This window comes from Micromonospora sp. NPDC047557 (assembly GCF_043205095.1).
Classification (GTDB): domain Bacteria; phylum Actinomycetota; class Actinomycetes; order Mycobacteriales; family Micromonosporaceae; genus Micromonospora.
The window spans coordinates 1,097,546-1,123,399 of the sequence record NZ_JBIDDK010000001.1; the positions used below are offsets into that span (position 1 = coordinate 1,097,546).

The following is a 25,854-nucleotide window of genomic DNA, read 5'->3' on the forward strand; positions in this document are numbered from 1 at the left end:
ACCCCGAGCCTACGTCGCCTCACCCGGCTCGACCGCCTGGCCCCGTCGAGGTGCGGCACGGTCCACAGCCGCAGCCGGTCAGCTCCCGCGCACCTCGATGCGTATGTCGTAGGTGTCCCGCAGCTCGGCGGCGAGCACCGGGCCCGCCCACGCCGGCACGTACGCCTCCCACCACGGCATCTCACGCCGCGCCGGACGCCGACCCCCGGTCACCTCGGCGAACCGTTCCACGAACTGCCGATCGTCGGTCACGCGTCGTAGTCGACGGTGAGCTTGTCGGTGGTCGGGCTGGACTGGCAGGTCAGCACGTAGCCGGCGGCCAGCTCGTCGGGCTCCAGGGCATAGTTGCGGGCCATCGTGACCGCCCCGTCGACGACCTTCGCCTTGCAGGTCGAGCAGACGCCGCCCTTGCAGGCGTACGGCAGCTCGCCGCGCACCTTGAGCGCGGCGTCCAGCACCCGCTCCTCGCGGCCCATCGTGAAGCTCGACGACCGACCGTCCAGCACGATGGTGACGTCCGAACCGGTGCCGGGCTGGTCGGCGGGGCGGGCCACCGGCTCCGGTGGCGCGTCGACGTGGAACAGCTCGGTGTGCACCGCCGACTCCGGCAGCCCGCGCGCGGTCAGCACGTCCCGGGCGTCGACGACCATGCCGTACGGGCCGCAGAGGAACCACTCCTCGATGACGTCGCCCGGCACGATGGTGCCCAGCAGGCGCTCCAGCCGTTCGGCGTCGATCCGCCCGGAGAGCAGCGGCGACTCACCCTGCTCGCGGGACAGCACGTGCACCAGGTGCAGCCGGGTCGGGTAGCGGTCCTTCAGGTCGGCCAGCTCCTCGGCGAACATGACCCGGTTGGCCGTGCGGTTGCCGTACACCAGGGTGAAGGTGCTGGCCGGCTCGACGGCCAGGGCCGTCCCGACGAGCGCGAGCACCGGGGTGATGCCGGAACCGGCGACGACCGCGCCGTAGTGCCGCACCCGGTCCGCCGCGAACGCCGTGGTGAAGGTGCCCAGCGGCGTCATCACCTCGACGGTGTCGCCGCGGCGCAGCGCGCCGCAGGCGAACGCCGAGAACGCGCCGCCGGGGATCTCCCGCACCCCGATCCGCAGCCGGCCGTGCCGGGCCAGGTCATCGGGGGTGGAGCAGATGGAGTACGACCGGCGCACGTCGTCGCCGTCGTCGGTCACCCGCCGCACGGTGAGGTGCTGACCGGCGCGGAACGCGAACGCCTCCCGCAACTCCTCCGGTACGGCGAAGGTGACCGCGACCGAGTCGTCGGTGAGCCGGTCGACGGCGGCGACCGGCAGCGGGTGGAAGGCCGGCCGGCGGCGGACCGGCCGGGAGATGGTGACTGTCACAGCGCCTTCAGGTGGTCGAAGGGTTCGGAGCAGGAACGGCAGCGCCACAACGCTTTGCACGCGGTCGAGCCGAACCGGCTGACCTGCTCGGTCTCCGGCGAGCCGCAGAGCGGGCAGCGGACCGCGAGGGTCAGCGCCACCACGCCGGGGGCGGGCGCCGGCGACGGCGGGGCGATCCCGGCGGCGGCCAGCTTGGCCCGCCCGACATCGGAGATCCAGTCGGTGCTCCACGCGGGGCTGTAGACCGTCCGCACCTCGGCGTCCGGATAACCGGCCGCGGCCAGCGCGCGTCGGACGTCGGCCCGGATCACGTCCATGGCGGGACAGCCCGTGTACGTCGGGGTGATGGTGACGGTCACCCGGCCACTGGCCCGGTCCTCCTCGACCGCGCGCAGGATCCCCAGCTCGTCGATGGTGATCACCCGGATCTCCGGGTCCACCACGCTCGCCGCCGCCATTCGCGCGTCGGTCACCACTGCGCCCCGGGGTGGGCGCGATGCAGCACCTGCATCTCGGCCAGCAGGTAGGACAGGTGCTCGGTGTGCACGCCGGCCCGCCCGCCGGTCGGCGCCCAGCCGCGCTCGGGGCGCGTGAGCGTCGCCTCGGCCAGCACCGGGCCGACGGTCTCGTCGAACGCCGTCCGCAGGCCCGCCGGGTCGACCGGCGCCGCCGGGTCCGCGGCGAACAGCTCATGGGTGTACGGCCAGACGTGGTCCACCGCCTCCTGCATCCGGCGGTGCGACTCCTCGGTGCCGTCACCGAGCCGCTTCACCCACAACGCGCCGTGGTCCAGGTGGTATGCCGACTCCTTGCGCGCCTTCGCGCCGATGGCGGCCAGCCGCTCGTCCGGGCAGGACGCGAGCGCGGTGTAGAGCGGCAACTGGTACGCCGCCAGGAAGAACAGCTTCGCCATGGTCACCGCGAAGTCGCCGTTGGGCAGCTCGACCAGCAGCACGTTGCGGAACTCGCGGTCGTCGCGCAGGTACGCCAGCGCGTCCTCGTCCCGACCTGCCGCCTCCAGCTCACCCGCGTACGACAGCAGCAGGCGGGCCGCGCCGAGCTGGTCGAGGGCGATGTTGGCGAGCGCGATGTCCTCTTCCATCTCCGGCGCGCGGGTCGTCCACTCGGCCAGCCGCTGCGCGGCGATCAGCGCGTCGTCACCGAGAGCGAGGGCGAAGCCGAACGGCCCGTTCACAGGTGTGCCACCCCGTCCGGCACCTCGTAGAAGGTCGGGTGGCGGTAGACCTTGTCGGCGGCCGGGTCGAAGAAGGCGTCCTTCTCGTCCGGGCTGGACGCGGTGATCGCGCCCGCCGGCACCACCCAGATCGACACGCCCTCCTGCCGGCGGGTGTAGAGGTCGCGGGCGTTGCGCAGGGCCAGCTCGGCGTCCGGGGCATGCAGGCTGCCGACGTGGGTGTGCGACAGCCCGCGCCGCGCCCGCACGAAGACCTCCCACAGAGGCGAGTGCTCGTTGCTCACGCGGCCACCTTCTCCCTCTTGTCCGCTCGCTTGGCGGCGTACGCCGCGGCTGCCTCGCGTACCCATGCGCCGTCGGCGTGGGCGGCCCGGCGGTGCGCCATCCGCTCCCGGTTGCACGGCCCGTTGCCCTTGATGACCTGCATCAGCTCGTCGTAGTCGGGCTGGCTGTAGTCGTACGCCTGCCGTTCCTCGTTCCAGCGCAGGCCGTCATCGGGAATGCGCAGCCCGAGGATCTCCGCCTGCTGGACGCACATGTCGACGAAGCGTTGGCGCAGGTCGTCGTTGGAGAAGCGCTTGATCTTCCAGGCCATCGACTGGGCGGAGTGGGTGGAGTCGCCGTCCGGCGGGCCGAACATGGCCAGCGACGGGTACCACCAGCGGTCCACCGCGTCCTGGGCCATGGCCTTCTGCGCCGGAGTGCCGTGCGCCAGGGTGTGCAGGATCTCGTAACCCTGGCGCTGGTGGAACGACTCCTCCTTGCAGACGCGGATCATCGCCCGCGCGTACGGGCCGTAGGAGCACCGGCACAGCGGCACCTGGTTGACGATCGCCGCGCCGTCCACCAGCCAGCCGATCGCGCCCACGTCCGCCCAGGTCAACGTGGGGTAGTTGAAGATCGAGCTGTACTTCTGCTTACCGTCGAGCAGCAGCTGGACCAGTTCGTCGCGACTGATGCCGAGGGTCTCGGCGGCGGCGTAGAGGTAGAGACCGTGGCCCGCCTCGTCCTGGACCTTGGCCAGCAGGATCGCCTTGCGCTTGAGCGAGGGCGCCCGACTGATCCAGTTGCCCTCCGGCTGCATGCCGATGATCTCGGAGTGGGCGTGCTGGGCGATCTGCCGGATCAACGTCCGGCGGTACGCCTCGGGCATCCAGTCGCGCGGCTCGATCTTCTGCTCCGCGTCGACCACCTCGGTGAAGTACGCGGCCAGGTCCTCGTCCGGTGCGGGACCGCCGCGGCGCTCGCGCGCGGCGGCGGCACGCAGCTCCGCCTCGGCGGCCTCGACCTCGCCGAGCAGGCCCGCGCCGGGCGCGTCGTCCGGTGCGTCGCCAGGGGCGGAGAAGTCGTTGCCATACATGCGGACAAGTGTTACAGCTTGCGCCTTGATGCACCAGGGGGTGTAACAGGAAACCCGAATGACGTTCCGTCACCGATGGGCAGTTCCTGGCTACGGGCCGTGACCCCGCCTCCTATGACTTGGGTCACGGGAAGAACATGAAACCTCCCAGAAGCCGCATAGCAGCGGGATTTTCCACCGATTTCGCACGTTGCCGGGTGTCAGACCCTGGTGCCCGGCCCGTCCGGACGTAGACTTCTGCCGGTCACACGATCGGCTGCCCCCACGCCGTCTCCACAGAGGCCACCGCCCCCGGCCTCGGCGCACGCACCGGTCGCCCCGGACAACGAAGCCGGTCCCCCCGGCCCTGATATCTGGAGCTCACCCAACTCATGCGATCTCGCGTGACCATGGTGTTCGCCATCGTGGCGGTTCTTCTCGGTGGCGTCCTGCTGGTCCCCACCGCGTACGCCCGGCTCTCCACCGACGACAGCGGTGGTGGAGGCGGCGGTGGCGGCGCCAGTGTCGCCGCGCCCGCGCCCACTCCGCCGCCACCGCCCACCCTGGCCGCCGGTCGGGTGTCGGTGAGCTTCAAAGGCGAGTTCTTCTCGTGGGCCCTGATGGACCGGCAGACCGGCAAAATCTCCGGCTCGTCGAACATGGCCTCGACCAGCTCCACCGAATCGATGCTCAAGGCGTGGATCATCTCGGACTATCTGCGGCAGCTCAAGGACCGGGAACCGCCGGCGAACCTGAAGAAGGCGGCAAGCCTCGCCATCCGCAACAGCGACGACGACGCGGCCAACGCGGTCTACAAGGCCGCCGGCGGCTCGTACGCCGTGCCGCCCGGCGGACAACCCGGGCCGGTCGTCAAGCGCGCGATCAGCATCTGCGGTCTGACCGACACCAAGCGCGGCAACGTCCCGAAGTACGAGGGTTGGTGGAGCTTCACCCGCATGTCCCCGCGGGACGCCGTCCGGCTCGGTGACTGCATCGCCGACGGCAAGGCCGCCGGCCCCAAGTGGACGAAGTGGGTGCTCAGCGAGATGAGCCAGGTCAAGGGCACCACCGCAGCCAAGGACCAGAAGCTCAAGTCCGGCGGCGGCCGCTGGGGGATCATCAACGGTCTGCCCAAGTCGATCACCGCGCAGGGGCCGGTCAGCATCAAGAACGGGTGGACCGCGATCAACTACGACGGCAACTGGCACGTCAACTGCCTCGCCGTCAACGGGAAGTGGAGTCTCGCGGTGATGCTGCGTTACCCGATCAAGAGCGGCCTGGACTACGGCGCGCAGGTCTGCGCCAGCGTGGCCACCCAACTTGTCACCCCACAGCCGGGCGCCGCGCTCAAGGTGCCGCAGCAGCCGGTCGGAAAGCTCTGATGGCCGGCAACCGGCGGGCCGACCGGCGCGGTGCGGGCGAGACCTCGCCGCTGCGCCTGATCGCTGTCGCGGTCATCCTCATCGGGCTGGTGCTGGTATCGCTACGCCTCCTGCCCGGGTCGCCCTTCGAGTCGGCCGCCGCCGCCAGGTGGGGTGACTCCGGGGCGACGACCAGCGATCGGTCCACCGGCGCGGCCACCGACCGCAGCGCCCGTCAGCCGTCCCCGCCGTCGCCGAGCCCCAGCCCCGCCCTGGAGCCGCTGCCGTTCCAGGCCAAGGACCTCGACCTCGACATCCAGGGCTGGTATTCCTGGAGCGTGCTCGACCGCCGGACCGGAAAGATCATCGGTTCGAAGAACATGGGCGAGACCAGCACCACCGCCTCGATGATCAAATCCTGGATCGTGGCCGACTATCTGCGTCGCGCCGCCGACGCCGGCCAGACGCCGAGCGACGCGAAGCTCGCCGACGCCACCCGGATCATCCGGGACAGCGACAACACCCGGGCCGAGCAGTTCTACAACTCGGTCGGCCGGGACGCCTCGATCCGACGGTTGCTGTCGATGTGCAAGCTGACCGACAGCAGCGTCGCCCCCGACAAGGGGTGGTCCCGCACGGCCCTCTCCCCCCGCGACACCGCCCGCTTGGGCAACTGCATCGCCACCGGCACCGCTGCGGGACCGAAGTGGACCAAGTGGCTGCTCAACGAGATGAAGCTCGTCCGCGGCGCCGGTGACTTCGGCATCCGCAAGGCGTTCCCGGCCGCCGAGCAGAAGCAGATCGCCATCAAGAACGGGTGGATCGACCGGACCGCGGAGCAGGAGATGCACATCAACTGCCTGGCCATCGGAGACACCTGGACGATGGGCGTGATGGTCAAGTACCCGATCGGCATGGGCTACGACTACGGCATGAAGAACTGCGAGAAGATCACCGAGGCACTGCTGCGCTCCAGCACCTGATCACCCGCCGACCGCTGGCGGTCGGCTCGGCGCGGGCGGTCGGCTCGGCGCGGGCGGTCGGCTCGGCGCGGCGGTCGGCTCGGCGCGGCGGTCGGCTCGGCCCGGCTGCTCAGCCGGCGAAGAACTCCGGGCCACCGTCGGGCAGCGCCGGGACCTCGCCGAGCGCGGCGACCCGCCGGGCGAACTCGCGCAGCCCGGCGACCTGCCGCTCGCCGAGCGAGAAGTCCAGGATCCGGAAGTACGTGGCCAGCGTCGCGGCGTCGAACGCCTCCCAGCGCGCTGCCGCCTCGGCGACCTGATCCAGCTCCGAGAGGCAGAGGTCGCGCGAGCGGAGGAACGCCTCGTGCACCTCCTTGACCAGGCCCGGGTGTGCGGCGGCGAAGTCGCGGCGGACCGCCCAGACGGCGAAGACCATCGGCAGCCCGCTCCACTCCCGCCAGGCCTGTCCGAGGTCGGTCACGGTGAGGCCCCGCAACGGCGCCTCGTGGTAGGCCCGAAGCGCCACGTCCCCGATCAGCACCCCGGCGTCGGCTTCCAGCAGCATCTGGGTCAGGTCCGGAGGGCAGCGGAAGTAGTCGGGCCGCACGTCGTACCGCTCGGCGAGCAACAACTGCGCGAGCATGACCCCGGTCCGCGAGGTCGAGCCGAGCGCCACCCGGGCGCCGTCCAGCTCGGCGAGGGGACGGGTGGAGACCATGTTGACCGAGAGCACCGGCCCGTCGCTGCCCACCGCCAGGTCCGGCAGGAGAAGCAGCTCGTCGGTGTGCTTCAGGTACTCCATCAGCGTGATGGGGCCGATGTCGAGGTCGCCGGCGACCAGCGCCGCGCTCAGCCGGTCCGGCGAGTCCTTGTGCAGGTCCACGTCGAGCAGGGTGCCCGAGCGCATCAGCCCCCAGTAGATGGGCAGGCAGTTCAGGAACTGGATGTGCCCGACCCGCGGGCGTGCGACGCGCTCAGCCATGACCCGACCGTATCCCTGGCCTCCGGTCAGGGCCCGGCGGGCCGGCCCGGAGTGGCCAACCCCGCATCCGTCCCACCCGGTCGCGCACCCTCCGACCCGGTCGTTCGCTCGTGCTCGGGGCCGGTGGACTGCGGGCGTACCGGTCCGGCAGTCGTGTCACGCCCCGGTCCGGCCGACTGCTCGCGTACCGGCCTGCGTACCGCCCGGGCGACGACCGGCACGAACACCAGCACCACCAGGAGCCCGGCCGCTCCGGCCCCCGCGATCAGTGGCCGGGGCGCGACACCGGTGAGCAGAGCGCCGCCGATCAGGTAACCGCCCATCGAGCCGCCCTGCACGGCCGCGCCGTAACTGGCGTACGCCCGGGCGCGCATCCCCGGCGGCACGCGGCGAGCGGTGAGAAGGTTGGCGAAGACGTTCTCCGCGCCGTTGGCCGCGCCGGCCACCAGCCAGAGTGGCACCAGCAGAACCGCCGCTGGCACCGTCGCGGCCAGCAGCACCATCGAACTGCACCCGGCCAGCGTGATCAGCACTCCGCGGACCAGCGCACCGTCGTCGTCGAGCCGGCGCGCGAGCCGCGCCGCCAGCCAGCCGCCGGGCAACATCCCGGCCATCCAGGCGGCACCGACGAGGCCGTACGTGGTGGCAGACCCGTTCAGCGTCTCCCGAATGAAGAAGACCTCGATCACGTTGATGCCGCCGATCGCCGCGATCACCACGGCGGTGCTGACCACCATGACAAGCATCAGCGGATCCCGGCGAAGCCGCCAGCCCTGACCCGTACCACCCGAATTGCCCCGGCTGCCCTGGCCTCCCGCCCGGACCTGGTCTCCCGGGCCGGCCTGGTCCGCACGGCCGGCCTGGTCCGCGGCGGGCCGGCGGCCGCCACGCCGGGTCCGCAGCAGCAGGCCCGCGACCACGAGCGCGAGGTAGGTCGCGGCGTCGACCAGCAGCGGTACGCGGGTGCCGAACTGCCCCACCAGCAGGCCGGCCAGCACCGGGCCGCCGAGCGCGCCGAGGGAGACGGCGGTCTGGCTGATCGCGCTGGCGCGGGGCAGGTCGGCCGGGCGGACCATCGCAGGCAGCAGCGCCGCCAGGCAGGGCTGGGTGACCGCGAGCCCGCAGGCGAGCAGCGCGACGAGGACCACGACCACTATCGGGTCGTCGGCGACGGCGAGTAGCACGCAGATCGCGGCCTGCGCCGACCCGATGGTCACCAGCAGGGTACGACTGTCCACCCGATCGGCGAGCCGTCCGGCGAGCGGGGCCAGCACCACCAGGGGCAGAGTGGCCGCGAGCAGCAGGCCCGAGACGGCCAGTCCTCCGGCACCCGCGCCCTGCAGTGCCAGCGCGAGCGCGGTGGCGGCGAGAAAGTCGCCACCGATCGTGGTGCCGCGGGCCGCGCTGGCGAGCCACACGTCCGACCAGCGCGAGGGCTCAGTTGTGAAGGACATACTTCGAAAATAATCCTTCACAACTGATCGACACAACCCCCGGCTACGCCAGCGGCACCGTCCGGTACTGAACGGCGACGGAACGAGCACCAGGCGGCGCGGCGGTGCGCCGTCGAGGGTGGTACGGCCTGAGCAGCGCCATGACCGCCTCGTTCAGATCGGCCAACTCGTCTGCCGTGAGCAGCAGCAGCGTGTCGTTGAACAGCGCCACGTCGTACCACTCGGCGGGCTCATCACCGGCGCGCCGCAACCAGTCCCGGGTCCGCTCCATCGCACGAGCGGCATGCGCCTCCACCAGCGCCTGCTCGGCCGCGCGCGCCTCCGGACCAGCCTCGCGGCCCGCGTCGACCAGCCAGCTGATCCCCGGCGTACGCCACACCCGCTCGCGCGCGTCGCCCCGGCTGGGCGCCTGCTCGACCAGGCCGAACTTCGCCAGCGCCCGCAGGTGATAGCTGGTGGCGCTCGGCGACAGCCCGGCGATTTCCGCGCACTCGGTGGCGGTTCCGCCACCCTCGCGGCTACTCAGGTACTCGATGATCGCGATCCGGGCCGGATGGGCCAGCGCCCGCATCACCTGCGGATCGCTGATCGTCTTCCGACGCGGCTCGGGACGGGCCTCGGTCATGCCCCCATGATCCTGGCCGTCCGACCGGCTCGCCATCAGCCCGGCGTTCCGCGCCGCCGCGACCGTGGACCGCATCCGGCCCCGGCTGCACGACGAAGCAGCTGCGTCCACCACCGCCGCCCTGGCGGATGAACGGCCGCAGAGTCGGCCCGATCGACGGCGAAAGTGTCGTACAGGTGTTCTACTGTCGTTCCATGTTGAGGGCGTTGACGCAGGCGGCGAATGCTGTCGACCACTGCGCCGAAGCCGCGCTGTGGGCCCTTCCCGACGATGAGCTGCTCGCGTCCCTCGATGCGGCGCACGTGGTGACGCAGCGTCTGGCGACCGTCCAGCTCGCTCTGGTGCGCGAGCTGGACGCGCGTGGTCTCGCCGTCGCCCAGGGAGCATCGTCCACCGCCGTCTGGCTGCGGGAGCGGCTGCGGCTCTCCGGCCGGTCGGCCCGGCAGATGGTCCAGCTCGCCGCCACCATCGACGCCGCCCCGCCGACGGTGCGCGACGCCCTGCTCGACGGCAGCCTCACCGTGGAGCAGGGCCGGGTGGTCGCGGAGACGGTCGCGGCCCTGCCGGTCGCGGCCGGGCCGGAGGTGACAGACAAGGCCACCGAGCTGTTGATCTCCTGGGCGGATCGCTTCGATCCGACCATCCTGAGTCGCCTCGGGGAGCGCGTCCTCACGCACGTCGCGCCGGATCTGGCCGACCAGGCCGAGCTGGCCGCCCTCGACCGGGCCACCCAACGGGCGGAGGCTCGCCGGCACGTCACCCTCTCCGAGCCGAAGGACGGGCAGGTCCGCCTCACCGGAAACCTCGACACCGAGACCGCGAGCCTGCTGCGCGAGGCCATCGATCCGCTCTGCGCCCGAGCCGGCGAGCACGACGACCGCAGTCCCGGACAACGCCGGGCGGACGCACTCGGCGAGATCTGCCGGCTGGCACTGCGCACCGGCCACCTGCCCGACAACGGCGGAGATCGGCCGCAACTGGTGGTCACCATGTCGCTCGATGCGCTGGTCAACGACGTGGGCGCGGGCACCCTGGAGACCGGCGCACGCCTCACGCCGGGCGCGGTCCGCCGCCTGGCCTACGACTCCGCCGTGCTGCCGGTCGTGTTGGGTGGCAACAGCCAGATCCTGGACGTCGGGCGTCAGCGCCGGCTCTTCACCGGTCCCCTGCGGCGCGCGTTGGTGCTGCGCGACGGTGGCTGCGCCTTCCCCGGCTGCGACCGGCCGCCGCGATGGTGCGATGGTCACCACGTCCGCCACTGGGCCGACGGCGGCACGACGACGCTGAGCAACGCGGTCCTGCTGTGCGGCCACCATCACCGACTCCTTCACCAGGATGACTGGACCGTCCGCATCGCAGCGGACGGCAGGCCCGAATTTCTCCCGCCCGACTGGATGGACCCACTCGGCACCCCCCGTCGCAACCTCTACCACCGGCGCTGCTGAGTCCAGCGAGGCTCACCCATCGCGAACCGGCTTAGCCCAGCGACCGAGCCCAGCGACCGGATCGCCGTCGCCTACCCCAGCCGCCCCGACGCACCGGCCAGTCCCTCCGGACCGGCCCAGGTCAGCCCATCGTGGCCCAGCCCAGGTCGGCCCATCTCGCCCGGCCCGCGTCGGCCTTCCCTGCCCGCCCAACACCAGCCGACCCAGGCTGGTCCCGCCCCAGCCGGACCACCTAACACCGACCCTCAGGCCCGCCCGCGACGTACTGCCCCCGCAACACCAGGGCCGCAGGCGATGACCTCGGGTCGCGGTGCGCGCCCGGCGCTACGTCGTCATGCGCCGCGCCAGCGCGAACGGGTGGTCCGATCGGTAATTCGGTGGAAGGGGTCTTCGGGACGGCGTAGGGTTGCAGCCCGCTTGACGGCCGAGGTGAGCTGCACCGGAACGGACGTCACCGCGCCGGGCGGGCGGCCATCCGCCACCGGACACGCGAGCGCGCAGCAGATGTGAACGATGGGACGTCAGCATGCCCGCACCTGACCTGGACACCCACCCCGACACGGATCTGGTCGCCGAACGCGCCCATCTGGCCACCTCGCGCGCGGCGCTCCGCCGGATGCGGGAGCGGGCCGAAGCCCTCTTCTCGACCGGTGACCAGGTGGCCGGCGACCCGTACGCGGCGGAGATGCTCGGCCGTACGCTGGCCCGCCGCGTGGCCGAGCTGGCCGACGACCCCACGACGCCGCTGTTCTTCGGCCGCCTCGACTTCGGTGGAACCCCGAGCGGCAGCGGCAGCAGCAGCGGGGACCATGACGGTCGGCGGTATCACGTGGGGCGGCGGCATGTCACCGACGAGCACGGCGAGCCGCTGGTGCTGGACTGGCGGGCGCCGGTCTCCCGGTCGTTCTACCGGGCCAGCGCGCGCGACCCGCAGGGAGTGGCGGTCCGGCGGCGGTTCGGGTTCAGCAACGGGGTCCTGACCAGTTTCGAGGATGAGCGGCTGGACCGGGGCGAGGAGCTGGGCACGTCCAGTCGGATTCTCACCTCCGAGATCGAGCGACCGCGCGTCGGGCCGATGCGCGACATCGTCGCCACGATTCAGCCGGAGCAGGACGAGCTGGTCCGGGCCGACCTCGCCGACTCGATCTGCGTGCAGGGGGCGCCAGGCACCGGCAAGACGGCGGTCGGCCTGCACCGGGCCGCGTACCTGCTCTATCTGCACCGGGAGCGGCTGCGGCGGGCCGGTGTGCTGATCGTGGGCCCGAACCGGGCGTTCCTGTCGTACATCGCGGCGGTGCTGCCGGCGCTCGGTGAGGTCGAGGTCGAGCAGGCCACCGTGGAGGAGCTGATCTCCCGGGTGCCGGTGCGGGCGGTGGAGGCGCCGGCCGTGGCCGCGCTGAAGCACGACGCGCGGATGGCGAGCGTCCTGCGGCGCGCGGTGCAGACACAGATCGGTACGCCGACCGACTCGATCACCGTGTCGGACGGCTCGTTCCGATGGCGGATCGGGCTGGAGCCGCTGCACCGGATCGTCGAGGAGACCCGTCGCGAAGGGCTGCCGTACGGCACCGGCCGGGAGCGGGTCCGGGCACGCGTGGTGAGTCTGCTGCAACGGCAGGCCGAGGCACGGCGAGCGGAGTCGCCGGGCGACGCGTGGCTGCGCCGGATGAGCCGGTGCCGGCCGGTGGTGGACTTCCTGGACGCGGTCTGGCCGGCGCTCACCCCGGAAGGGCTGGTGCACGGTCTGCTCTCCGATCCGGCCCGACTCGCCGCCGCGGCGGACGGGTTGCTCAGCGACGCCGAGCAGGCGCTGCTGGTCTGGGCGAAGCCGGCCCGTACGCCGAAGGCCGCCCGCTGGACCGCCGCCGACGCGGTGCTGGTCGACGAGGCTGCCGGGCTGCTGGAGCGCCCCTCCGGATTCGGGCACGTGGTGGTGGACGAGGCTCAGGATCTCTCCCCCATGCAGTGTCGGGCCATCGCCCGGCGCAGTGAGCACGGCTCGGTCACCTTGCTCGGTGACCTCGCGCAGGGCACCGCGCCGTGGGCGGCGACCGACTGGCGGGAGTCTCTGACCCACCTGGGCAAGCCGGATGCCGTGGTGGTTCCACTGACTGTCGGTTTCCGGGTGCCCGCCGCGGTGGTCGCGTTCGCCAACCTGCTGCTGCCGGCGCTGGCAGTGGACGTACCGCCGGCCGAGTCGCTGCGTCACGACGGCGGCCTGGATGTGCGTACCGTGGCCGATCTGACCGCCGAGACGGTGGCCGAGGTGCGGGCGGCGCTCGCGCACGACGGTTCGGTCGGTGTGATCGCCGCGGACGACGCGGTCGACGAGCTGCGCGGGGCGCTGGCCGCCGCGGGCGTCGCCACCGCGACCGCCGACGACGTCGCCGCCGCGGAGCGGGTCACCGTGGTGCCCGCGACGCTGGTGAAGGGTCTGGAGTACGACCACGTGGTGGTGGTCGAGCCGGCCGCGATCGTCGCGGCCGAACCACGCGGGCTGCACCGGCTGTACGTGGTGCTCACCCGCGCGGTGTCCCGCCTCTCGGTGCTGCACCGCGAACCGCTGCCCGCGCCACTGTTGCCCGCGCCGCCGCAGACGCCGTCGCAGGCCGCGCCACTGGAGTCGGCAGCGCGGTAGGCGGCGCTGTCCCCGGCGGCGTTCGCCGCAGCCCACGGCCAGCTTGCCGCGCCGCTGTCGGGTACCCGCCACCGAGCGGGGCACACGACTTCAGGTTTGCGCCGTAAAGTTGTTTGCGTGGAACAGGACGATGATCGACCCCCCGCCGACGCCGCGACGGCCCTCCAACTGATCCGTGACCAGCGGGCGGCCACGGTCTCCCGGCTGGAACCCGACGCCCGGCTGCTCTACTGGCCGTGGGGCGTGGCCTGGCTGGTCGGCTTCGGGCTGTTCTTCCTGCGCTACTCCCCGGGCGACCGGGTGCTGGTCCGGTTGCCCGATTGGCTGCCCCTGACCGCGCTCTTCGCCCTGCTGGTGGCCGCCGGCGCGATCCAGGCCGTGGCTGGCGCACGGGCGTACGGCCAGGTGACCGGGGACTCGGCCCGGCGCGGCCGCTGGTACGGATGGGCCTGGGCCCTCGGCTCGGTGAGCGTGTACGCGGCGGTCGGCCGGGTCTCGGATCACCTGCCGCACGATCTGGCGGCGCTGCTCTGGTCCGCTGCCGCCGTCGGGCTGACGGGAGCGTTGCACATGGCGGGCGGCGCGATCTGGCTGGACCGGAACCTGTTCCGGCTGGGCGTCTGGATCAGCGTGATCAACGTGGCCGGCGCGATCGCCGGGCCGGGTTGGCACGCGCTTGTCGTCTCGGTGGCCGGCGGGGTCGGGATCCTGATCGCCGGAACCATCGCCCGGCTGCGACAGCGACGGCGGTCATGACCGACCTCGACCCGGTCATCCACGCCCAGGCGCGACTGCGGGTCGTCGCCGCGCTCTCCGCGCTCGGAGACGGGGACCGGATCACCTTCCCACGCCTCCAGGAACTGCTCGCGATGACCGCCGGCAACCTCTCCGTCCACCTGCGCAAGCTGGAGGACGCCGGGTACGTCGAGATCAGCAAGACCCATCGTGGACGTACCCCGGCCACCCTGATCCGGCTGAGCCGGCGGGGCCGGCTGGCGTTCGAGGAGTACACCGAAGCCATCCGCACCCTGCTCGATCCCGGCCAGCTCGGCCCCACCCCGTCGAAGGAGCAGTCATGACCCTCGCCCGCGCCGACCAGGCCAGCCGCCGGTACGGCGACGTCCTCGCCCTCGACCGCGTCGACCTGGAGGTCCGGGCCGGCGAGCTCGTCGGCCTGCTCGGTCCCAACGGCGCCGGCAAGAGCACCCTGATGAACCTGCTGGTCGGTCTGCGTCGACCCAGTTCGGGCCGCGTCGAGTTGTTCGGCCGCGACCCCCGCGACCCGGCGTCCCGACGCCAGATCGGCGTCACCCCGCAGGAGACCGGCCTGCCGGGCACGCTGCGCGTCGGCGAGGTCGTCGACTTCGTCTCCGCGCACTACCCCGACCCGGTGCCCCGGGGTGAGCTGCTCGACCGCTTCGGCCTGGGCGACCTCGCCCGGCGCCAGACCGGCGGGCTCTCCGGCGGCCAGCGTCGCCGGCTGGCCGTGGCGCTGGCGTTCGTCGGCCGGCCCCGGCTCGTGCTGCTCGACGAACCGACCACCGGTCTGGACGTCGAGGCCCGGCACACCCTGTGGGACGCGATCCGCGCGTTCCACACCGACGGCGGAACCGTCCTGCTGAGCAGCCACTACCTGGAGGAGGTGGAGGCGCTCGCCCACCGCGTGGTGGTGATCGGGCAGGGCCGGGTGCTCGCCGACGACACCGTCGAGGCCGTCCGCGGCATCGTCGGCGTACGCCGGGTCAGCCTGGTCGCCGACGAGTTGCCCGAACTGCCCGGCGTCGTACGCGCCGAACGGATCGACGGACGCCTGCACCTGCTCACCACCGACGCCGACGAACTGGTCCGGGCGCTGGTCGGCTCCCGAGCGGCGTTCACCGACCTGGAGGTGCGGCCCACCTCGCTGGAGGAGGCGTTCCTCGCCATCACCAGCGGGACGGGCACCCAGGAGCAGGCCCACGTCGCCGCGCAGTCCACCCCCGACGACCCCGCCACCACCGCCGCTGCCGGCGGCCGACCCACCACCGTCTGAGGAGGCGCACCGTGCCGCTCGCCCTGGTCCACGCCCGCTACCAACTTCTGGAGATCATCCGGATCCCGGTGGCCGTCTTCGGCAGCGCCTTCTTCCCCGCCGCCGCCATGATCTTCTTCGTGGTGCCGTTCACCGGCGACGACGCGGTCGGCGCCACCTTCGCCACCGCGTCGATGGTCACCTTCTCGGTGATGAGCGCCAACATCTTCCAGTACGGCGTCGGCGTCGCCGAGGACCGCGACCAGCCGTGGAACCCGTACACCCGGACCCTGCCGGCCGGACCCGCGCCCCGCTTCGCGGGCCGGGTGCTGGCCGGCCTCGCGCTGACCTACCTCTCGCTGATCCCGGTCGTGGTGATCGGCGCGACGCTGACCCCGGCCCGGGTCACCCCGCTGGCGTTCCTGCTGACCGCCGTCACGGTGGCCGTCATCTCGGTGCCGTTCACGCTGATGGGGCTCGCCATCGGCTACTCGCTGCCCAGCAAGGCGGCGATCGTGGTGGCGCAGGTCGTCTTCCTGCCGCTCGCGTTCGGCGGCGGGCTGCTCTCCGCGCCGGGAGACGCGCCCGGATTCATCGAGACGATCGCGCCGTTCCTGCCCACCCGGGGCGCGGCCGAACTCATGTGGTCGGCGGTCGGCGACTACCCGGTCGAGCCGCTGGCGCTGATCATGCTCGGCGTCTGGGTCGTGCTGCTCGCCTCCCTCGCGGCCTGGGCGTACCGACGGGACGAGGGTCGCCGGTTCAGCTGACGATTCGCACGTTTTCGCCCCGTGCCACAGCGGGACGGTGCCAGGATTCCGGCAGGGGGGCCGCCCGTGGCCGCCGGCCGAGAGGGGTCTTGACGTGAGCACCGTCCCGCCGGGTACGCCGTGCTGGGCCGACCTGGCCACCCCGGACCTGACCGACGCGCGGCGCTTCTACCCCGAACTGTTCGGCTGGACCGGACGGGTGACACCGGAGCCCGAGGCGGGCGGCTACACAGTCTTCCTGCTCGACGGCCGGCCGGTGGCCGGTGTCGGCCCGCCGGCCATTCCCGACCAGGTGCCGATCTGGTCGACGTACGTCGCCACCGACGACGCGGAACTGGTCGCCGGCCGGGTCGAACGCGCGGGCGGGCAGGTCGTGGTGCCGCCGTTCGAGGTCTTCGACCGGGGCCGGATGGCGGTGTTCGCCGACCCAGCGGGCGCCACGTTCAGCGTCTGGCAGCCCCTGACGATGCCCGGCGCCGAGGTGTTCAACGTGCCCGGCGCGATGAGCTGGAACGAACTGGTCACCCCCGACCCGGACGGGGCGAAGGTCTTCTACGAGTTGGTGTTCGGGTGGCAGCCGGACGAGCAGGCGGTCGGCGGCATGACGTACACCGGATGGCGGCTCGGCGCGCAGATCGTCGCCGGCATGATGCCGCCGCTGGGCGAGGGCTACCCGGCCGACCTCCCGGCGTACTGGACGGTGTACTTCGCGGTGACCGACGCGGACGCCGCCGCCGCCCGCGCCGCCGAACTGGGCGGAACCATCCTCGTGCCACCCCGCGACATCCCGACCGGCCGGTTCGCCGCCCTGCGCGACCCCCAGGGAGCACTCTTCTCGGTCATCGACCTGGGGTGACGGCGGGGGTCAGGCCGGGCGGGGGCGGATGGGGACCACCAGCGGGCCGTTGGTGCCGGGGACCACCCGGACGCTGGCCCGGTAGTGGGTGGCGAGGAGATCTTCGGTCAGCACCTCGTGTGGCGTCCCGGTCGCCACCACCTGACCGTCGGCCAGCATCACCATCCGGTCCGCGTACTCGCCGGCCAGGGAGAGATCGTGCATGGTGGCGAGCACCGTCAGGCCGTGCGCGCGACGCAACTGGTCGACCAGCTCCAGAACCTCCTGCTGGTGACCGATGTCCAGCGCGCTGGTCGGCTCGTCGAGCAGCAGCAGCGTCGCGCCCTGGGCGAGCGCGCGGGCGAGGAAGACCCGCTGTCGTTCACCCCCGGAGAGGGTCGCCAGCTCGCGGCGGTGAAAGCCGGTCAGGTCCAGGCGGTCCAGCACCTCGTGCACAGCGGCGACGTCCGCGGTCGACTCGCGACCCAGCGTCGGGATGTAGGGGGTGCGGCCGAGCAGCACGTAGTCCAGCACCGACATGCCGGGCGGCACCACCGGGGACTGCGTCACCGTCGCCACCACCCGGGCGCGGTCGCGGCGGCGCAGTGCGGTGCTCGGCGTACCGAACAGGGTGATGGCCTCCGGCGCGGGCAGCAGGCCGCCGACGGCGCGCAGCAGGGTGGATTTGCCGGCGCCGTTCGGGCCGATCACGGTGACCCACTCGCCGGCCGCGACGGTGAGGTCGACGCCGGCGAGGATCGGCGTGCCGCCCAGACTGACGTGCAACCCCCGCACCTCGACGGCCGGCGCTTCGGCCTGCCGGGGAGCGGACCCGCTCGCCGGTCCGGGCTCGGGGCTCACGTGAGCACCCGTCGGGCGGTCCGCAGCACGAGGACGAAGAACGGGCCGCCGAGCAGTGCGGTGACCACGCCGATGGGCACCTCGGCCGGGGCGGCGGCGGTCCGGGCCACCACGTCGGTCAGGGCCAGGAAAGCGCCCCCGAACAGCAGTGACAGCGGCAGGATCACCCGGTAGCTCGACCCGGCGAGCAGCCGGACGGTGTGCGGCACGATGATGCCGACGAAGCCGATGAGCCCCGTCGCGGAGACCGCTGCGGCGGTGCCCAGCGACGCGGCGGCGATCAGCAGGTAACGGGTGCGCTGCGGGTGCAGGCCGAGGCTCCTCGCCTCGTCGTCGCCGACCGCGAGGACGTCCAGCTCGCGGCGGTGCAGCAGCACCACCACGGTGGTCAGGGCGGCGTACGGCAGCACCAGCAGCACGTCGTGCCAGCCAGCGGTGGCCAGCCGGCCGAGCAGCCAGGAGTAGACCGGCTGGATGCTGTCGGAGTGCCGCTGGAGCAGGTACGTCTGCCCGGCGGACAGGAACGCGGAGACCGCGACGCCGGCCAGGATCAGCATCGCCGGGGACCTGCTCCGCCCGCCGGCCGCGCCGAGCAGGTAGGTCATCGTCACGGCGAGCAGTGAGCCCGCGAACGCGGCCAGTGGGATGGTCAACGGCAGCCCGGAGATCGCGCCCTGCCGACCGACGCCGCCGAGGGCGATCACCGCGGTGACCGCGAGGCCCGCGCCGGCGGCCACGCCGAGCAGGTACGGGTCGGCCAGCGGATTGCGGAACACACCCTGGTAGCAGCCGCCGGCCAGGGCGAGCAGACCGCCGACGAGGAGGCCCAGCACGACCCGGGGCAGCCGCAGTTCGGTGACGATGGCGATTTCCCGCTCGGTCAGCCCGCTGTCGAGGTGCACCCCGGGGATCAGGTTGAGCAACTCGGCGGCGACGCTGCCCGGCGGCAGGCTGACCGGCCCGAGCGACACCCCGGCGAGGAGCGCGACGAGCACCGCGAGGACGCCGGCGACCAACCAGCGTTTGCGCACCCCGGCCGGCCGCGCCCCGGCAGAGGGCAGCCCATCAGACCGGGACCCCGCAGCTGGCAGCCCACCGGGCCGGGACGCGGAGGGCGTCCCGGCCGGCGGGGTGGCGGGGGTCGGGGTGACCACCGGTGGCGTCCCGGTCACCGACGGACGTCGGTCACGCGGGCACCTTGGCGACCGCGTCGATGATCACCCGGAGCAGGTCCACGATCCGCGGGCCCCAGCGGGAGGCGACATCGTCGTCCAGCGTGACCACCTGGTTGTTCTTCACGGCGGTGAGGCCGGCCCAGCCGCTGCGGGCCTTGACCGAGTCGCCGTTCTGCTGGCAGCACTTGGTGTCGGCCAGGAAGACGAAGTCCGGGTCGGCCTTGACGATGAACTCCTGGGAGAGCTGCGGGTAGCCGCCGCTCTTACCGCCCGCGTCGGCCGGGTCGGCGATGTTGACGAGGCCGACCTGGCTGTAGAGCGAGCCGATGAAGGTCTTGCTGGTCGCGCTGTACAGCTCCGGGCCCAGCTCGTGGTAGTAGGTGAGCTTCTCGGCACGCTGCGGCAGGTCCTTGACCAGCTTCGCGATGTCGTCCTTCATCCCGGTGGCGACGGCGGCGGCCTGGTCTGCGTGCCCGGTCAGGGTGCCCAGCTCGGTGATCTGCCGGTACGAGTCGTCAAGCGTCGTGGCGGCCGGGGTCACGTACACCGGGATCTTCAGCTTGCCGAGCTGGTCGACGATCTTGTTGATGTCGTTGGAGAGCACCACCAGGTCAGGGTTCTTGCCGGCGATCGCCTCGGCGTTGGGCTGGAAGCCGGACAGGTCGGTCTTGGGCGCGTCGGCCGGGTAGTTGGACTGGTCGTCGACCGCGCTCACCTGCGGGCCCGCGCCGATCGCGAAGAGCATCTCGGTGGCGGTGGCCGAGAGCGACACGATCTTCTCGGGACGCTTGTCGAGGGTGAGCGCGCCGACCGTCACCGGGTAGCTGGCGGCGGCGGTGCCCGCGCTCGGCTTGTCGTCGGTCTTCTCGGCGCAGGCGCCGAGGGCGAGCGCGGCGACCGCGAGGGTCGCGGCGAAAAGCCGAGGGGTACGTCTGGACATGGGGGCCTCCTGTCGGTCGAGGAGTGTGGTGCTTCGCCGACAGGACTCGTACGCCCGCCCACGAGGCGCCCTTCCTCGAGAGCGCGTGTCGCGACCCCTCCGCAGGCGACCTGGCTCGTCCCCGCCGTCGGGGCGGGGCATCACAGTTGCGGGACAGCGCCGGTTTCACACCGGCTTCGCTGCGGAGTGGTCGATAAGACGGTATCGCACCGCCAGGACGTGCCGGATCGATCAAGTGTTGATCAATACTCGTCGATCTGGATCGTGGTCACGGGGCGGCATATGTCCCGGATCGGGAGTCTCGGGAACGGGTGGTGGGGCCCCGCCGGGGGCGGAGCGGGGCCCCACCCGATCAGGAGGACGTGATGGTGACGTTGTCCACAGCCGCCTCCACCAGGCTGGCCCCGGAGGCGTCCGCCGCCTCGACGAGGATGCGGACCGACTGGCCGGCGTACGGGGTGAGGTTGAGGTTCGCCACCGCCCAGGTCCCGTTGCGGTTGGCGGCCGCGCCGGTCTGGGTGAGCAGGGCCGTGGTGCCGCCGTTGTGCACCACGCTCACCCGCAGGTAGTCGGCCGACGAGGCGTTCGACCCGTGCGCCAGGTACCAGGCCAGCGAGAGGGTCAGCGTGCCGGACGACGGCAGGGTCACCGCCGGGGACCGGGCGCTGGTCACGCCGCCGTCGACGTCGTAGTCACCCGCCGCCGAGCCGGCGAGCCGGCCGGTGACCAGGTCGTTGGATCCGGCGTACGGGGTGAGCTGCTTCGCGCCGGAGGACGTGGTGGCCTGGGCCGCGCCCACCTCGAACGCTCCGAGCGTCGCGGTGTCGGTGCCGGACGGGTTGATGGTCCAGCCGGTGGCGGTCTCGAAGGTGTCCGACCAGACAGTGGTGCCGCCACCGCCGCCGCAGTATTGCGCCTGCTTGCCGATGGCCCGGTACGGGCAGTCGGCGTACTCGCTGAGCATTAGCACGGCCTCGCGGTTGCGGGAGGTCTGCGCGGGGATGACCTCGTCGGGTGGGTAGAAACCGCCGCCGGAGGAGGAGCCGGGGTACATCTCGAAGGTGTACGCCCAGATGTTGTGGGTGGCCCACATCCAGTCGATGCTGGTGCCGTCGGCGATGTAGAGGTCGCTGGACTGCTCCGGCGTGTAGCTGTTGGTGGCCGCCATCTGCTGGCCGATGGTGGCGAAGGTGTTGTACTGGTCCGCGCTCATCCCGGACGGGTTGTTCGCGGTGGTGTAGCCGAAGGGCCAGAGCACGAGCTGCGAGTACGTGTGGAAGTCGATGTTCGCCTTGATCTGCTGGGCGCCACCGACGACGCGACTGTTGACGAAGTTGCGCAGCGCCTGCGTCTCGGGTGCGGAGAACGCGGACGGGCCACGGTAGGTCTCCGACGAGGTGGTGCCGGACGAGCCGCCGCAGCAGCCCCACTGGTAGGACCAGTTGCGGTTCAGGTCGGTGCCGACGTTTGACGAGCCGCTGTTGGGCTGGCGGTTCTTGCGCCAGGACCGGTACGACCCGGTGGCGATGTCGTACTCGCTGCCGTCCGGGTTGACCGTCGGCACGATCCAGATCTCCCGGCTGTTGACGATGTTGGTGATCCGGGAGTCGCTGCCGTAGCTGTCCGTGAAGAGGTTGAGCAGGTAGATCGCCATCTCGACGGTCAGGTGCTCGCGGGCGTGCTGCTGTGCGTTGAACAGGATCTCCGGCTCGTTCTCGTCGGTGCCGACGTTGTCGGAGATCTTCACGGCCATCAGGTCGCGGCCCTCGTACGACGTACCAATGCTGATCTTGCGGGCGATGGCCGGGTGGTCGGCGACGGCCTGGTTCACGACGGCGGTCAGTTCCGCGTAGTCGTGGTAGTTGGAGTCGGCGGGCGGGAACGCCAGCGTGCCCATCTCACCGGCGCCGCGTTCGGCGTTCGGTGGCGGGGCGAGCGGTTCCAGCCGGAAGCCGAGCTTGCCGATGGCGGCGGCCTCGCCGGCGGTGGCCGAGACGTGCAGGACGCCGTGTTCGGAGTAGTCGATGGCGGCGCCGGTGCGGGCCACCGCGTTGCGGTCGGCGAGGGTCCGGGGCCCGAGCACCCGGTAGCCGGCGGCGGCCGACTCTGCGGTGCGGTCCGGTGCCGGTTTCGCGGCGACCGGTCCGGCGGCGACGGTGACGATTCCCAGCCCGGTGACGACGGCGAGCACCAGGAGGCGACGGAGAGGGTGGGGTCTGCCCAGGGTCATGGACTACCTCCTCGGAGGGCGGGGTGTCCCGCTCGGTGAAGCACACTTCACCATCAGTCACATGGTCATATCAATATTGATCGTTGCCTGATGCATCCCAGGTTGACCATCGCTGCGGCAAAGATTTTCTGTAGTCGAACATCTGGCGAAACTTCCCTCCAAGCGGAACACTGACCAGCGACGATGCCCCCACTCGACACCGCGGAGCACCCATGGCCTCCTCCCGCCTGCACGCGGCCGCCCTCGCCGGCGTCAGCGCGCTCACCCTGCTCGCCACCGCAGCCCCCGCGACGGCGGCCCGGCCGCCGGCCCCCACCCACGACGAGCAGATCACCTTCCAGGACTGGTCCGGCCCCGCCGACTGGCACCGGGGCAGCCGGGACGGCACCCGCGTCGTGCCCGGCCCGCGAGCGGGCGTCACCCTGGCCCGCCCGGCCGGCACCATCGAGTACGCCGACCCGCACACCGGCACCACCCGCTCCTGGGAGTACGGCACCTGGACCTCGCCGGTGACCCAGATCGGCTTCGACGCGACCGAGCTGATCGCCTCCTGGAACGCCGAGACCCCCGCCGGCACCTGGATCCAGGTGGAGATGCAGGGCAGCTACACCAGCGGCGACCAGACCCCGTGGTACGTCATGGGCCGCTGGGCCTCCGGCGACACCGACATCAAGCGGACCAGCGTCAACAAGCAGGGTGACCCCTGGTCGACCATCTGGACGGACACCTTCAGCATCGACGACGCCGACGCCGGGGTGCTGCTGCGGTCGTACCAGCTGCGGCTGACCCTCTACCGGGCGCCGGGGCAGACCGCCGCGCCGGTGGTGCGGATGCTCGGCGCGATGAGTTCCACGGTGCCGGACCGGTTCACCGTGCCGCCGAGCGCCGGGCACATCGCCTGGGGTGTCGAGCTGCCGGTGCCGCGCTACTCGCAGAACGTCCACAAGGGGCACTACCCCGAGTACGACGGCGGCGGTGAGGCGTGGTGCTCGCCCACCTCCACCGAGATGGTCGTCGAGTACTGGGGGCGCAAGCCGTCGGAGGCCGACACCTCCTGGGTGGACCCGACCTACCCCGACCCGACGGTCAACCACGCCGCCCGGATGACCTACGACTACGCGTACGACGGCGCCGGCAACTGGCCGTTCAACACCGCGTACGCGGCCAGCTTCCCGGGACTGGAGGGGCGGGTCACCCGGCTGCACTCGCTGGACGAGCTGGAACGCTTCATCGCCGCCGGCATCCCCGTGGTGACCAGCCAGTCCTTCCTGGCCAGCGAGCTGGACGGGGCGAACTACGGCACCTCCGGGCACCTGTTCGTGGTGGTCGGCTTCACCGCTGACGGTGACGTCATCGTCAACGACCCCGCGTCGTCCAGCAACGACGTCGTGCGCAACGTCTACAAGCGGGCGCAGTTCGAGCAGATCTGGCTGCGAACCAAGCGCACCAACGCCAGCGGCGGAGTCTCCGGCGGCTCGGGCGGCATCGCGTACCTCATCAAGCCCACCGCGAAGCCCTGGCCCAAGGTCCCCGGCTCCACCAACTGGTAGGCCCAGCGGGGGTTGCGCTGGAACGGTGTTGATCAAGAGGTTTGCGTCACCGGAAGCCGTCCTGGTGACGCAACCTCTTGATCACGGCGGTGGGGCGGCGTTCCGGCCCTACGGCTTCCGCTCAGGCTCGTCGGGCTGGTCGTCGTCGCCGGCCAGGGCCGCGCGGAGGCGTTCCTTCTCGGTGCGGCGGCGCTCGGCGGCGGCGGCCATCTCCTCGGCCATCTCGTCGCGCCAGCCGCGCAACAGGAAGAAGGAGAGCGCGGCGGAGAAGACCAGCGCCAGCATCAGCTTCAGGAACACGTTCATGTCGACCAGCCAGAGACCCGCCAGCACGGCGACGAACAGCCCGATCCGGCCCAGCGTGTACTTGACCGCCGCGCTCACCTGCACCACTTCCGTTCTCTCCGTCAGCCGCCGGTGCCGGCGGAAGAGTCAACCTGGTCGGGGTCAGCCGGTCCGGCGGGCCAGCCAACGGACGCCGCGGAACCACACCAGCGCGTACGCCACGGTGAACGCCAGCGCCCCCAACGCGCCGGACAGCAACGCCGGGAACCCGGCAGCCAGCCCGGCGACCACCAGCCCCACGAGCACCGCGACCGCCAGCGCGACGAACGCCGCCACCACCCGGGCCGCGCCGAAATCCCAGGCCCGGAAGTCGTCCCAGAACAGCCAGGCCGGCAGGATCACGGCCAGCCATCCGTTGGTGTGGCCGAAGTCGCCAGCGCCGAACGAGGCGAACGCCCACTCGAACAGCACGAGCGCCAGCACGCCGATGACCAGGCCGGCCAGGCACACCCCGAGCAGGTCGCCCAGGGTACGCACGCGTCCCTCGGCGTCCCGCCGGGGAAACCCGCCCTGCTGCTCGGCTCCGCGCTGCTCGGTCATCGACTGCGAGGGTACGTGGTGCCTCAGGCCCAGACCTGCTGCGGCTCGGCGCGGCGCTCGGACAGCGACGGCGCCTTGTCGTACTCCCGGACCACGTTGTAGCGGGTGTCCCGCTCGACCGGCTGGAACCCGGCATCCCAGATCAGGTGCAGCAGGTCGTCGCGGTGCATGGTGTTCGGGGTGCCGTACGAGTCGGCGTCGTGGGTGATCTTGTATTCGACCACCGAGCCGTCCAGGTCGTCCACACCGAAGTTCAGCGAGAGCTGGGCCACCGAGAGACCGTGCATCACCCAGAAGTTCTTCAGGTGCGGCACGTTGTCGAAGAGCAGCCGGGACACGGCGAACGTCTTCAGCGACTCGGCAGGCGAGGCCATCGTGGTGCGCGCCTGGATCCGGTTACGGATCTTGCCGTCCGCCGAGTCCACGAAGTCGTGCTGGTAGCGCAGCGGGATGAAGACCGCGAAGCCGCCGGTCTCGTCCTGCAACTCGCGCAGCCGCAGCACGTGGTCGACGCGGTGCCGGGGCTCCTCGATGTGGCCGTAGAGCATCGTCGATGGGGTCTTCATACCCTTCGAGTGGGCCAGCCGGTGGATCCGCGACCAGTCCTCCCAGTGGCAGGCGTGGTCGACGATGTGCTGCCGGACCTCCCAGTCGAAGATCTCCGCGCCACCGCCGGTCAGCGACTCCAGGCCGGCGTCCATCAGCTCGTCGAGGATCTCGTCGGCGCTCAGGCCGCTGATCTTCTCGAACCACTGGACCTCGGTCGCTGTGAAGCACTTGAGCTTGACGTTCGGCAGCGCCGCCTTCAGCTCGCGTAGCACCTTCGGGTAGTAGCGCCACGGCAGCGTCGGGTGCAGGCCGTTGACGATGTGCAGCTCGGTGAGCTGCTCGTCCTCCATTTCCTTGGCCTTGCGGACCGCCTCGTCGATGCGCATCGTGTACGCGTCCTTCTCGCCCGGCTTGCGCTGGAACGAGCAGTACGCACACGACGCCGAGCACACGTTCGTGAGGTTGAGGTGACGGTTGACGTTGAACATCACCCGTTCGCCGTTGAGCTCGGTGCGCTTGTGGTGCGCCAGCCGCCCCAACCAGGTCAGGTCGTCGCTGTCGTAGAGGGCGATGCCGTCCTCACGGCTCAGCCGCTCACCGGCGTACACCTTCGCTTCGAGCTCACGCTTGAGTCCGGCGTCCATGGCACGTCCCTTCCACCTGCGGTCCCTCCCGAGGGTACGTCGGCG

General features: G+C 71.7%; 26 protein-coding genes and 1 riboswitch. Of the genes, 10 read left to right on the top strand and 16 right to left on the bottom strand.

Annotated elements, in window-relative coordinates; translation table 11 throughout:
• Positions 1–78: 78 nt before the first annotated feature.
• The 6 genes from ACGGAQ_RS05070 to paaA are packed head-to-tail and all read right to left on the bottom strand — an operon-like array spanning position 79 to position 3,913.
• A complete protein-coding gene (locus tag ACGGAQ_RS05070; RefSeq protein WP_393044724.1) occupies positions 79–252 on the bottom strand; it encodes a hypothetical protein in 174 nt (57 codons plus the stop codon).
• Complete coding sequence (paaE, locus tag ACGGAQ_RS05075; protein WP_393044726.1) at positions 249–1,358, bottom strand: 1,2-phenylacetyl-CoA epoxidase subunit PaaE; 1,110 nt, start codon at positions 1,356–1,358, stop codon at positions 249–251. Before paaE ends, ACGGAQ_RS05070 begins: the two co-directional genes overlap by 4 nt.
• Positions 1,355–1,831 (bottom strand): 1,2-phenylacetyl-CoA epoxidase subunit PaaD, encoded by a 477-nt coding sequence (gene paaD / locus ACGGAQ_RS05080; RefSeq protein WP_354853870.1) that lies wholly within the window; start codon positions 1,829–1,831, stop codon positions 1,355–1,357. Before paaD ends, paaE begins: the two co-directional genes overlap by 4 nt.
• Positions 1,828–2,553: a 1,2-phenylacetyl-CoA epoxidase subunit PaaC gene (gene paaC, locus ACGGAQ_RS05085; protein ID WP_393044729.1), complete on the bottom strand. Its 726-nt coding sequence runs from the start codon at positions 2,551–2,553 to the stop codon at positions 1,828–1,830. Before paaC ends, paaD begins: the two co-directional genes overlap by 4 nt.
• Positions 2,550–2,837: a 1,2-phenylacetyl-CoA epoxidase subunit PaaB gene (gene paaB / locus ACGGAQ_RS05090; RefSeq protein ID WP_266248073.1), complete on the bottom strand. Its 288-nt coding sequence runs from the start codon at positions 2,835–2,837 to the stop codon at positions 2,550–2,552. Before paaB ends, paaC begins: the two co-directional genes overlap by 4 nt.
• The gene (gene paaA, locus ACGGAQ_RS05095) at positions 2,834–3,913 is read right to left on the bottom strand and encodes a 1,2-phenylacetyl-CoA epoxidase subunit PaaA (protein WP_363935457.1); all 1,080 of its coding nucleotides are present in this window, start codon (positions 3,911–3,913) and stop codon (positions 2,834–2,836) included. The genes paaB and paaA overlap by 4 nt, the downstream gene beginning before the upstream one ends.
• Positions 3,914–4,284: 371 nt before the next feature.
• Here paaA and ACGGAQ_RS05100 point away from each other — a divergent pair, with 371 nt between their 5' ends.
• Together ACGGAQ_RS05100 and ACGGAQ_RS05105 are read left to right on the top strand one after the other, a co-directional pair.
• A complete protein-coding gene (locus tag ACGGAQ_RS05100) occupies positions 4,285–5,274 on the top strand; it encodes a hypothetical protein (RefSeq protein ID WP_393044732.1) in 990 nt (329 codons plus the stop codon).
• Positions 5,274–6,236, top strand: coding sequence for a hypothetical protein (locus ACGGAQ_RS05105; RefSeq protein WP_393044733.1), 963 nt, complete (start codon positions 5,274–5,276; stop codon positions 6,234–6,236). The genes ACGGAQ_RS05100 and ACGGAQ_RS05105 overlap by 1 nt, the downstream gene beginning before the upstream one ends.
• Positions 6,237–6,345: 109 nt before the next feature.
• Here ACGGAQ_RS05105 and ACGGAQ_RS05110 read toward each other — a convergent pair whose 3' ends face one another.
• The 3 genes from ACGGAQ_RS05110 to ACGGAQ_RS05120 are packed head-to-tail and all read right to left on the bottom strand — an operon-like array spanning position 6,346 to position 9,276.
• On the bottom strand, positions 6,346–7,197 hold the full coding sequence (locus ACGGAQ_RS05110; RefSeq protein ID WP_393044735.1) for a menaquinone biosynthetic enzyme MqnA/MqnD family protein: 852 nt from the start codon (positions 7,195–7,197) through the stop codon (positions 6,346–6,348).
• A 26-nt stretch (positions 7,198–7,223) separates the two neighbouring features.
• Positions 7,224–8,651 (bottom strand): MFS transporter, encoded by a 1,428-nt coding sequence (locus ACGGAQ_RS05115; RefSeq protein ID WP_393044736.1) that lies wholly within the window; start codon positions 8,649–8,651, stop codon positions 7,224–7,226.
• Between the two features lie 43 nt (positions 8,652–8,694).
• Positions 8,695–9,276, bottom strand: coding sequence for an ArsR/SmtB family transcription factor (locus ACGGAQ_RS05120; RefSeq protein WP_393044738.1), 582 nt, complete (start codon positions 9,274–9,276; stop codon positions 8,695–8,697).
• Positions 9,277–9,470: 194 nt separating this feature from the next.
• On the opposite strand from ACGGAQ_RS05120, the gene ACGGAQ_RS05125 reads away from it, so the two are divergent.
• The 7 genes from ACGGAQ_RS05125 (at position 9,471) to ACGGAQ_RS05155 (ending at position 16,996) form a co-directional block, all read left to right on the top strand.
• Entirely contained in the window at positions 9,471–10,721 is a 1,251-nt protein-coding gene (locus ACGGAQ_RS05125; RefSeq protein WP_393044740.1) for a DUF222 domain-containing protein, read from the top strand.
• 526 nt (positions 10,722–11,247) lie between these two features.
• A complete protein-coding gene (locus tag ACGGAQ_RS05130) occupies positions 11,248–13,359 on the top strand; it encodes a HelD family protein (RefSeq protein WP_393044742.1) in 2,112 nt (703 codons plus the stop codon).
• Between the two features lie 117 nt (positions 13,360–13,476).
• Positions 13,477–14,115, top strand: a complete 639-nt coding sequence (locus ACGGAQ_RS05135; RefSeq protein ID WP_393044744.1) for a transporter — start codon at positions 13,477–13,479, stop codon at positions 14,113–14,115.
• Complete coding sequence (locus ACGGAQ_RS05140) at positions 14,112–14,438, top strand: transcriptional regulator (protein ID WP_393044746.1); 327 nt, start codon at positions 14,112–14,114, stop codon at positions 14,436–14,438. Before ACGGAQ_RS05135 ends, ACGGAQ_RS05140 begins: the two co-directional genes overlap by 4 nt.
• Positions 14,435–15,391: an ABC transporter ATP-binding protein gene (locus ACGGAQ_RS05145; RefSeq protein WP_393044748.1), complete on the top strand. Its 957-nt coding sequence runs from the start codon at positions 14,435–14,437 to the stop codon at positions 15,389–15,391. Before ACGGAQ_RS05140 ends, ACGGAQ_RS05145 begins: the two co-directional genes overlap by 4 nt.
• 11 nt (positions 15,392–15,402) lie before the next feature.
• Positions 15,403–16,140, top strand: a complete 738-nt coding sequence (locus ACGGAQ_RS05150) for an ABC transporter permease (protein ID WP_393044749.1) — start codon at positions 15,403–15,405, stop codon at positions 16,138–16,140.
• A 94-nt stretch (positions 16,141–16,234) separates the two neighbouring features.
• Positions 16,235–16,996: a VOC family protein gene (locus ACGGAQ_RS05155; protein ID WP_393044751.1), complete on the top strand. Its 762-nt coding sequence runs from the start codon at positions 16,235–16,237 to the stop codon at positions 16,994–16,996.
• Positions 16,997–17,005: 9 nt separating this feature from the next.
• On the opposite strand, the gene ACGGAQ_RS05160 is transcribed toward ACGGAQ_RS05155, so the two are convergent.
• The 4 genes from ACGGAQ_RS05160 to ACGGAQ_RS05175 form a co-directional block, all read right to left on the bottom strand.
• Complete coding sequence (locus ACGGAQ_RS05160) at positions 17,006–17,836, bottom strand: ABC transporter ATP-binding protein (RefSeq protein ID WP_393044753.1); 831 nt, start codon at positions 17,834–17,836, stop codon at positions 17,006–17,008.
• Positions 17,833–18,927 (bottom strand): FecCD family ABC transporter permease, encoded by a 1,095-nt coding sequence (locus ACGGAQ_RS05165; protein WP_393045677.1) that lies wholly within the window; start codon positions 18,925–18,927, stop codon positions 17,833–17,835. Before ACGGAQ_RS05165 ends, ACGGAQ_RS05160 begins: the two co-directional genes overlap by 4 nt.
• 94 nt (positions 18,928–19,021) lie before the next feature.
• Positions 19,022–19,951, bottom strand: coding sequence for an ABC transporter substrate-binding protein (locus ACGGAQ_RS05170; RefSeq protein ID WP_393044755.1), 930 nt, complete (start codon positions 19,949–19,951; stop codon positions 19,022–19,024).
• Positions 19,952–20,013: 62 nt separating this feature from the next.
• Positions 20,014–20,156: riboswitch (adenosylcobalamin (AdoCbl) riboswitch) on the bottom strand.
• A 147-nt stretch (positions 20,157–20,303) separates the two neighbouring features.
• On the bottom strand, positions 20,304–22,181 hold the full coding sequence (locus tag ACGGAQ_RS05175) for a M14 family zinc carboxypeptidase (RefSeq protein WP_393044757.1): 1,878 nt from the start codon (positions 22,179–22,181) through the stop codon (positions 20,304–20,306).
• 212 nt (positions 22,182–22,393) lie between these two features.
• On the opposite strand from ACGGAQ_RS05175, the gene ACGGAQ_RS05180 reads away from it, so the two are divergent.
• Positions 22,394–23,731, top strand: coding sequence for a C39 family peptidase (locus tag ACGGAQ_RS05180; protein WP_393044759.1), 1,338 nt, complete (start codon positions 22,394–22,396; stop codon positions 23,729–23,731).
• 108 nt (positions 23,732–23,839) lie between these two features.
• Here the strand turns inward: ACGGAQ_RS05180 and ACGGAQ_RS05185 are convergent, their stop codons facing one another.
• From ACGGAQ_RS05185 to mqnE, 3 genes are all read right to left on the bottom strand, one after another.
• Positions 23,840–24,115 carry a DUF4229 domain-containing protein gene (locus tag ACGGAQ_RS05185; protein ID WP_393044761.1) on the bottom strand — a complete coding sequence of 92 codons (276 nt, stop codon included), beginning with the start codon at positions 24,113–24,115 and terminating at the stop codon, positions 23,840–23,842.
• A gap of 63 nt (positions 24,116–24,178) precedes the next feature.
• A complete protein-coding gene (locus ACGGAQ_RS05190; protein ID WP_393044763.1) occupies positions 24,179–24,616 on the bottom strand; it encodes a hypothetical protein in 438 nt (145 codons plus the stop codon).
• Positions 24,617–24,639: 23 nt separating this feature from the next.
• Entirely contained in the window at positions 24,640–25,809 is a 1,170-nt protein-coding gene (gene mqnE / locus ACGGAQ_RS05195; protein WP_393044765.1) for an aminofutalosine synthase MqnE, read from the bottom strand.
• Between the last annotated feature and the right edge of the window lie 45 nt (positions 25,810–25,854).